This window comes from Collinsella aerofaciens (genome assembly GCF_001405375.1).
Taxonomy (GTDB): domain Bacteria; phylum Actinomycetota; class Coriobacteriia; order Coriobacteriales; family Coriobacteriaceae; genus Collinsella; species Collinsella aerofaciens_F.
Genome location: NZ_CYYP01000008.1, coordinates 100,043 through 107,744, shown reverse-complemented (window position 1 = coordinate 107,744; position 7,702 = coordinate 100,043). Strand labels below are relative to the sequence as shown.

Annotated in this window: 9 protein-coding genes; all 9 read right to left on the bottom strand. The window is 68.1% G+C overall.

Annotated features, from left to right (window positions below; genetic code table 11):
• Nucleotides 1-48: 48 nt before the first annotated feature.
• Nucleotides 49-822: a precorrin-6A reductase gene (gene cobK / locus ARB25_RS05665; protein ID WP_055286487.1), complete on the bottom strand. Its 774-nt coding sequence runs from the start codon at nt 820-822 to the stop codon at nt 49-51.
• A complete protein-coding gene (locus ARB25_RS05660) occupies nt 819-1,460 on the bottom strand; it encodes a precorrin-8X methylmutase (RefSeq protein ID WP_055286486.1) in 642 nt (213 codons plus the stop codon). Before ARB25_RS05660 ends, cobK begins: the two co-directional genes overlap by 4 nt.
• Nucleotides 1,461-1,976 (bottom strand): cob(I)yrinic acid a,c-diamide adenosyltransferase, encoded by a 516-nt coding sequence (locus ARB25_RS05655; protein WP_055286484.1) that lies wholly within the window; start codon nt 1,974-1,976, stop codon nt 1,461-1,463. It abuts the gene before it with no gap.
• Nucleotides 1,973-3,472, bottom strand: a complete 1,500-nt coding sequence (locus ARB25_RS05650; RefSeq protein ID WP_253276057.1) for a cobyric acid synthase — start codon at nt 3,470-3,472, stop codon at nt 1,973-1,975. The genes ARB25_RS05655 and ARB25_RS05650 overlap by 4 nt, the downstream gene beginning before the upstream one ends.
• Complete coding sequence (locus ARB25_RS05645; protein ID WP_055286480.1) at nt 3,465-4,688, bottom strand: pyridoxal phosphate-dependent aminotransferase; 1,224 nt, start codon at nt 4,686-4,688, stop codon at nt 3,465-3,467. Before ARB25_RS05645 ends, ARB25_RS05650 begins: the two co-directional genes overlap by 8 nt.
• The gene (gene cbiB, locus ARB25_RS05640; protein WP_055286479.1) at nt 4,685-5,659 is read right to left on the bottom strand and encodes an adenosylcobinamide-phosphate synthase CbiB; all 975 of its coding nucleotides are present in this window, start codon (nt 5,657-5,659) and stop codon (nt 4,685-4,687) included. The genes ARB25_RS05645 and cbiB overlap by 4 nt, the downstream gene beginning before the upstream one ends.
• Nucleotides 5,659-6,615, bottom strand: coding sequence for a histidine phosphatase family protein (locus ARB25_RS05635; RefSeq protein WP_253276056.1), 957 nt, complete (start codon nt 6,613-6,615; stop codon nt 5,659-5,661). The genes cbiB and ARB25_RS05635 overlap by 1 nt, the downstream gene beginning before the upstream one ends.
• 41 nt (nt 6,616-6,656) lie before the next feature.
• Nucleotides 6,657-7,424 carry an adenosylcobinamide-GDP ribazoletransferase gene (gene cobS, locus ARB25_RS05630; protein WP_055286475.1) on the bottom strand — a complete coding sequence of 256 codons (768 nt, stop codon included), beginning with the start codon at nt 7,422-7,424 and terminating at the stop codon, nt 6,657-6,659.
• Nucleotides 7,421-7,702, bottom strand: a 282-nt coding sequence (locus ARB25_RS09995; protein ID WP_216595114.1) for a P-loop NTPase family protein, incomplete at its 5' end; no start/stop codon positions are given. The genes cobS and ARB25_RS09995, both read right to left, overlap by 4 nt.

Below are 7,702 nucleotides of genomic sequence, written 5' to 3'. Positions count from 1 at the left end.
GGGGCGCTCCTCCTCGCGGGCGGGAGGGCGCGCAGGCGCGGCGAGCGCCTAGCGCGCGAACTCCCGTAAGAGCGCGTCTTCCACTTCCCGAAGCGAAAGGGCCCCGCCTCCCTCGGCGGGACGGGCGACCACAATACAGCGCGCTCCCACGTCGCGCGCGGAGGCGATCTTCTCGGCCGTGCCGCCTACGGTTCCCGAGTCCTTGGTCACAAGCCACTGGGCGCCCACCTGCCGAAGCATCGCCTCGTTGAGCTCACGGGTGAAGGGCCCCTGCATGCCGATGACGTGCGACGGCGAAAACCCCGCGTCGATGCACTTCGTTATAGCACCGGGCAGCGGGAGAACACGCACGAAGAAGCGCTCCGCGAAATCGGCGACGCGCGTGTAGGGAGCAAGCTCCTTGCTCCCCGTCGTGAGAAGCGCGCGACCCGGGTTCTCGGAGAGAAAGCGCGCCGCACAGGCGATCGACGCGACCGACACGACGCCTTTGGGCAGCGCCTCGACCGGGCGCGTAAGGCGCAGGCATCGTGCACCCACGGCGAGCGAAGCGGCCCGGATGTTGCCGCTTGCGAGCGTAGCGAAGGGATGCGTGGCGTCGACGACGATGCGCGCGCCGGAAAGCTCGCGCTCCATGTCGGCCTCGTCGAGCCTGCCCGCATGCACCTCGATGCCCGGAAGCTCGCCCAAAAGCTCGCCTCCGTACTCGGTTGCCGCGTAGGCACGGGCGGGGATGCCCGCCCCGCTCGCCCATTCGCACAGAAGGCGGCCCTCGGTGGTGCCGGCGAAGATGCGCAGCGCCGGCGCGGATGCGGGCGCCGTCACTTCGGGCCGCCTGGGCGCGTGATCTCGTAGAGCAGCGCGTTCATAATGGCGGCCGCCACGGTCGAGCCGCCCTTGCGACCCCTCGCGACGATGGCCGGCACGCGTCGCGCGAGTAGCTCCTCTTTCGCCTCGACCACGTTCACAAACCCAACCGGCACCCCAACGACGAGCGCGGGCGAGATCTTCCCCGCGTCCATGAGCTCGGCGAGGCGCAGAAGTGCTGTGGGAGCGTTGCCGACGGCCACGATGAGCGGACCCTCGATGCCGCAAGCTTTGTCCATGCTCGCAACGGCGCGAGTCGTGCCCGCGGCGCGCGCCGTTGCGGCGACATCCGGGTCGGCCATGTAGCACACGGCCTGGCAGCCGATCTTCGCGAGCGCGGGCTTGCTTATGCCTGCGAGCGCCATGTTCGTGTCGGTGAGCACCGTGGCCCCTGCGCGCAGTGCGTCGAGCGCACAGTGCGCGGCGTCATGGGTGAACACGAGGGAATCGGCGTACGAGAAGTCAGCAGTGGTGTGGATGACGCGCTTCACGACGGGTTCTTCGAGCGGCGGGAACGTGCGGCCGCCGAGCTCTTCGGTGATGATCTCAAAGCTGCGCCGCTCGATGTCGCCGGGCGCCATCTCCTTGGAATCCATCTAGTACTCCACTCCTTCCCTTGCACATATCCCCTGCTCGTAGGGGTGTTTCTCGCACCGCATCTCGGTTATGTAGTTGGCCTTCTCCACGATCTTGCGGGAAGGCGCGCGCCCGGTGAGCGCTACTTCGACGCCGCGCGCGGACATATCGAGCGCGCGGTCCACGAGCGCCTCGTCGACAAGCCCCTTCGAAAGCGCGTCGAGCGCCTCGTCGAGCACGAGCAGCCCCTCCTGCGCGCCCTCGAGCTCGGCGAGCGCGGAAGCGAGGTTCCCATCGTGCAACTCGCGCGTCGCGGCAAGTTCTTCCGACGTCATGGACCAGGTAAACTTGTCCGACACCTTCCCCGCGAACACGGGCACGCCGAAATGCTCGGCGAGCAGGCGCACCTCCCCGCTTTCGCCGTCTTTCAGGAACTGCACGACGACGACGCGGCGGCCTGCGGCGAGCATGCGAAGGGCGAGGCCCATCGCCGCCGTGGTCTTGCCTTTGCCGTCGCCATGATACACGTGGATCATACGCCCTCCTCGATAATGCGATAGACATACTCCATGTCGAGCGCCCCGCGCACGGAGTCGGCCAGGCGGTCGAACTCGCGCGCACGGTGATCGGCCGCGGACACCGCGCCCTCAGCACCCACGACGCTCTCGGGCAGGCCGCGCATGCGCGCGAGCGAGCGCGCGAGGGCGAGTGCCACCCCCGGTTCGTCGAACAGGCCGTGGAGATAGGTTCCGAACACGTTTCCGCAGGCCGCGCCTTCTGGTTTGCCGCCAATCGTGCCCGCAGGGGCGCAGGGGACGGTCGTTTCGCCGTCGTGAATCTCGTACCCACGCGCCGTCATGCCGTTCCACACCGAGAACGCGCCTTGGGCGCTCGTGATGCGCAGCTCCGACTGGGCGAGGCGCTTTTCCTCCTTGAACACCGTACTTGCAGGGATGAGCCCGAGCCCGCGCGCGGTGCCAGCGCCTTCCCTGCCGTGCGGGTCCGAAAGCTCGTCTCCCAAAAGCTGGTAGCCTCCGCATATGCCGAGCACCGGCGTGCCCGCGCCCGAAAGCGCGCGTACACAGGCTCCGATGCCGCTAGCCGCAAGCCAGCGCGCGTCGTCGACCGTGGACTTCGAGCCGGGAAGCACCACCAGGTCGGGTCGGCCCAGATCGGTCGTCGAGGAAACGTAGCGCACGCCCATGCCGGGCACGCGCGAAAGCGGGTCGAAGTCGGTGAAGTTCGACAGATGCGGAAGGCGCACGACGGCGACGTCGATGACGCCGCGCGCCTCGCGGGCAGTTAGGCGCGGCGCGAGCGAGTCCTCGTCGTCCAGGTCGAGCGTAAGATACGGCACGACCCCCACGACGGGAACCCCGCACATTTTCTCGAGCGGAGCCAAACCCGGGCGCAGGATTTCCACATCGCCGCGGAACTTGTTCACCACAAGCCCCCGCAAAAGCGCGCGGTCCTCGGGCGCAAGGAGCGCGACCGTGCCGTAGAGCTGGGCAAACACCCCGCCTGGGTCGATGTCGCCCGCGAGCAGCACGGGGGAGGACACGGCGCGCGCGAGCCCCATGTTGACGATGTCGTTTTCGGCAAGGTTGATTTCGACGGGACTGCCGGCGCCCTCGATGACGATGACGTCGTTTTCCTCCGCGAGCGAATCGAACGCCTCCAAAATCTGCGGCATGAGCGCCTTCTTTCGCGCGAAGTAGTCCCTCGCAGCGAAGGCTCCCTGCGCCTTGCCGGCCACGATGAGCTGGCTTCGGTGATCGCTTTCGGGCTTGAGCAGGATGGGGTTCATGCGCACGTCGGGCGCGATGCCGCACGCCTCGGCCTGCATGATCTGAGCGCGCCCCATCTCGAGCCCGTCGGCCGTGACACCGCTGTTGAGCGCCATGTTCTGGCTCTTGAAGGGAGCCACGCGCAGGCCGTCCTGCGAAAGCACACGGCACAGCCCCGCCGCAAGCAGGCTCTTCCCCGCGTTCGACATGGTGCCCTGGATCATGATGGGCTTCGCCCTACCCACGGGTATCGACCTCCTTCGCCGAGCCTCGGCCATCCGCGCCCGCCATAGCGCCGCTGCAAGAAGCGCCGCCCCGTTCGTCGGGTTCGCCTTCGCCCGATGCACCTTCCGCCCGAAGCGCGCGGCTGAACGCCATCGCAAGCCGGGCATTCTCCTTGTGCGTGCGCACGGCGACGCGGCACCAGAAACGGGACAGTATCGAAAACGAGTCGCACGTGCGGACCAAAACCCCCTGTTTATACAGGCGCTCGGGGATGTCTTTCGCCGGCGTGCGGACTAAAAGGAAGTTCGCATCCGACGGCACGACGGAAAGCCCGAGCGAGGAGAGCTCGTGGGAAAGCCACGCTCGCTCGCCCGCCAATACATCGCGCGTGCGCGAGACGTATTCGACGTCTTCCAGGGCGGCGATGCCCGCGGCCTCGGCGACCGAGGAGACGGGCCACGCCTGCCCCGCCCGACGAATCCCCTCGATGAGTTGGGCGTTTCCGCTGATCAGATACCCCAACCGCAACCCTGCCATTCCGTAGAGCTTGGTGAACGCGGAGAGCACGGCCACATGGTGCGAACACGCGGCGCGTGCGGCCACGCTCCTTTCGCGGGCGTCGGGCGCAAATCCGAGGAAGCACTCGTCCACGACGAGCAGCGCGCCCACCTGCTCGCAGCGGCAAGCCGCGGCATCGATCACGCGGGGGTCGATGAGGCGCCCCGTCGGGTTGTTCGGATTGCAGAGGTACGCCACGTCTCCCGGCCCCTCGATCGCGCGGGCGAAGGAGGCGGGCACGTCGAAGTCATCCGCCTCGGAGAGCGGGAACTCCTGCACGCATGCACCGTAGTACGATGCCGCCTCCGCATATTCAGAGAACGTCGGCGCGCACACGACGATGCGTTTCGGGCGTACCGCCGCGGCGAGCCGCCAGATGATGTCAGACGCGCCCGCGCCGCAGACGATAGTATCTTCGGGAATGCCCTGGGCGCGCCCTAGGGCGCGAACGAGTGCGAGGCTTTCCCTATCGGGGTAGGCGTCGATTCGAGAAAGCGCCTTGCAAGCTGCGGCGACGGCGCGCGGCGAGGGGCCTGCCGGATTCACGTTCACCGAGAAGTCAATGAGGTCGGAGGCGCCCCCTTCGCAAGCGATGCCGAGCGATTGCGAGCTGCCCCCATGCGTACGGGCGCGCAGGATTCCCCCGGCAGCCTGGGGCGCGGCGTGGTCTTCCCTCATGCCATCGCCCCCACGGCGAGCACGACCGCCGCGCGCGCGGCGCCGAAGACGACGAGCGCGCATACGGACGCGGCGAGCATGAGCCTTGTCGCCCGTGCGATGTCGCCCCACTCGATTTCGCGGGACGCGTCGCCTATCGTCGGTTTCTCAACGAGCTTGCCGAAATACACCGCGGGTCCCGCCAGGCGCAGCCCGAGCGCGCCCGCGCACGCTGACTCGGTCTGCGCCGAGTTGGGGCTCGCATGGCGACGCCTGTCGCGGCGCCAGATGCGCGCCGCCCCGCACGCGTCGAGCCCGACGATCGGGCACACGGCGATCATGAGCAGGGCCGATAAGCGCGAGGGAATCCAGTTCACCGCATCGTCGAGGCGCGCCGAGGCGCAGCCGAAGTCGATGTAGCGCTCATTTTTGTAGCCTACCATACTGTCGAGCGTGTTCACCGCCTTGTACGCCATGCCCAAGGGCGCACCCCCGATCATAAGGTAGAAAAGCGGCGCGATGACGCCGTCGCTCGCGTTCTCCGCCACGGTTTCCACGGCGGCGTGCGCCACGCCCTGCTCGTCGAGAACAGACGTGTTGCGTCCCACGATGAGCCCGACGGCTTCGCGCGCCGCGACAAGGCCGCCCTTCGAGAACGCGCGGACCACGGCCAGGCTCTGGCGGCGAAGCTCGCATGCCGCGAGAATCTGATAGCTCGCCCATGCCTCGGCCACGAAGCGCAAGCCGGAGTGAACCATGCCGCAAAGATGCAGGATTCCCCAGGTCAAAAGCCCACACGCAAGCGGAAGCGCCACGGCGAGCACAAGCCCTGCGGCGCGCGTGCCCGCGGACGTTTGCGGGAATGCGCCCCGCAGGCGGCCTTCGGCCCACGTGATCGCGCGCCCCATGGCGACGACGGGATGGGGAAGCCAGCGCGGGTCGCCGAAGGCAAGGTCGGCCGCGAACCCGGCGGCGACGGCAAGAATCGTCATCACCGGGCATCGCCCCCCGAAGCGGGGCGAACGTCGCGAAGGCAGCGCCCATCCCAGGTGGCGGCCCATGCACCACCCGGCTCGGTATGCACGTCGAAGTATCCCATTTTCGGGACAGCTAGCTCGGAGAGCAGCGCTTTCACGGTACCCGCGTGTACGACGAAGACGGCGCGCCCACTCCCCTGGGCGCGCTCCGATTCGCACGCCTCCCGAAACGCCGCAACGACGCGGCGGATGAAATCGCTCTTGCCCTCGCCATGCGGGCAGCGCGTCTCGCACCAAGAGTCTACCCAGGCGCGGTAACGCGCATCCTCTTTAAGCTCGGCGGCGCTTCGCCCCTCGAAGTCGCCGAAATCCATCTCGCGCAGACCGGGGCACGCCATAAGCTCCGCCTTCGGGAAGAGGATGCGCGCCGTCTGGTCGGTGCGGGCCATGCCGCTCGTGATAACACGGAACACGTCACGATCGCACGCGAGGTCGCGCAAAGCGCGCTCGCCCGCGCTCGACAGGGGCTCGTCGGTGCCCGCCCCGCTGTAGCGATGGTCTTCCGTGCCCGCCGTGGCACCATGGCGCACGAAGACGACTTCCAAAGGCGCGCCCGCGTCCTGCGTCCCTCGAGGCGCATCGGCAAGGTTTCCTTTGATGACCTGGGGAATCCCGCACGTCATGCGCACGACGACGTCGGCGCGCGCAGCGAGCGCGCATCCTAGGCGCCCCGCGCGCTCGCGCCATTGGGCGTCTTCCGCACGCATGGGGACGACCCCCGAGCCGACCAAGGGCAGAATCACTGCGTCGAAGCCGATCAGCCGCTCGAGCGCCCGGTCAGCGTCGAGCGCACGTACGAGTTCCTCAGCACGGTACGCGACGCGGCCGGCAAAAGCCGCGGGCACGCCGCCCTCCGCAAACTGCGCCGCGTCGACGAAATCGTCCGCCGCGAACCCGAGCTTTTCGCGCACGAAGGTCCTCTTCCCCGAATGCGCGCCACCTACCACGAGCATCATAGGAGCATGCCCCCCGCCACCAGCATGGCAAGCATCGCGAGCTCGGCCCATTGCAGAAACCATCCGGCCAAATCCCCCGTCACCCCGCCGAAGCGGGACAGTGCAACATGGCGGTACCACGCGAGCGCCAAAAGCCCCGCCATCGCCATAAGGGCGCCGACGGCCTGAGCGCACGCGACCATCCCTGCAGCCGACGCCGCAGCGAAAGCGCAAAGCGGCACGACGATCGCCGCGCGCTTCTTCGCAGGCGAGAGCCCCACGGCCATACCGTCCGCCCGCGCGGCAGGCCAGCATTCTACGGCGAGCCCCGAAAGCGCGCGGGAGAACACGAGCGAGCACAGAAGCGCGAGGAACGCCCCCGCCGTAAGCGGCAGCGCGGTGAACAGGGAAAACTGCAGAATAAGGTACACGACAACACCGATGACCCCGAAGGCGCCCGCCCGCGGGTCGTGCATGATCTCGAGCTTTCGCTCGCGCGGGGCCCAACTTGCAAGCGCATCGGAGGTGTCGCAGAGCCCGTCTAGGTGGATGCCTCCCGTCACCGCCACAGGCAACGCCACGAGCACGGCCGCGACGATGGTCGCGGGCACGCCGAGCAGGTTCGCCACGTGCCCACACACCGTCATGAGGAAGCCTTCCGCAACGCCCACCAGGGGAAACGCGGCAAGCGCATGGGTTGATCCGAAATCGGTCCAGGCCGATTTCGGGACGGGGATGCGCGAGAACGTTCCGAACGCCGCGCCAATTGCCTCTGCTATCTTCACCTTGTAGGTCCTTCGCCTTTCATCCACACGGGAATCCCACATACCACTTCGACTGCGCGGTCGGCCAGCGCCGCCACGCCCGCGTTCACGCGCGCGAGCGCGCGCCTCCATGCCTCGGTCCCCTCATCGTAGCGCATCCCATCGGCGAACACGTCGACGGTGACCACCACCGTATACGCAGCGGCCTGAGCGAGCCGTTCGATGCCTCCGAGCACCTCGCGCGCCGCAGCGTCAGGGTCACGTGGGGACAAGCCGCCTTCCACGAAGAGCTCGTTCGC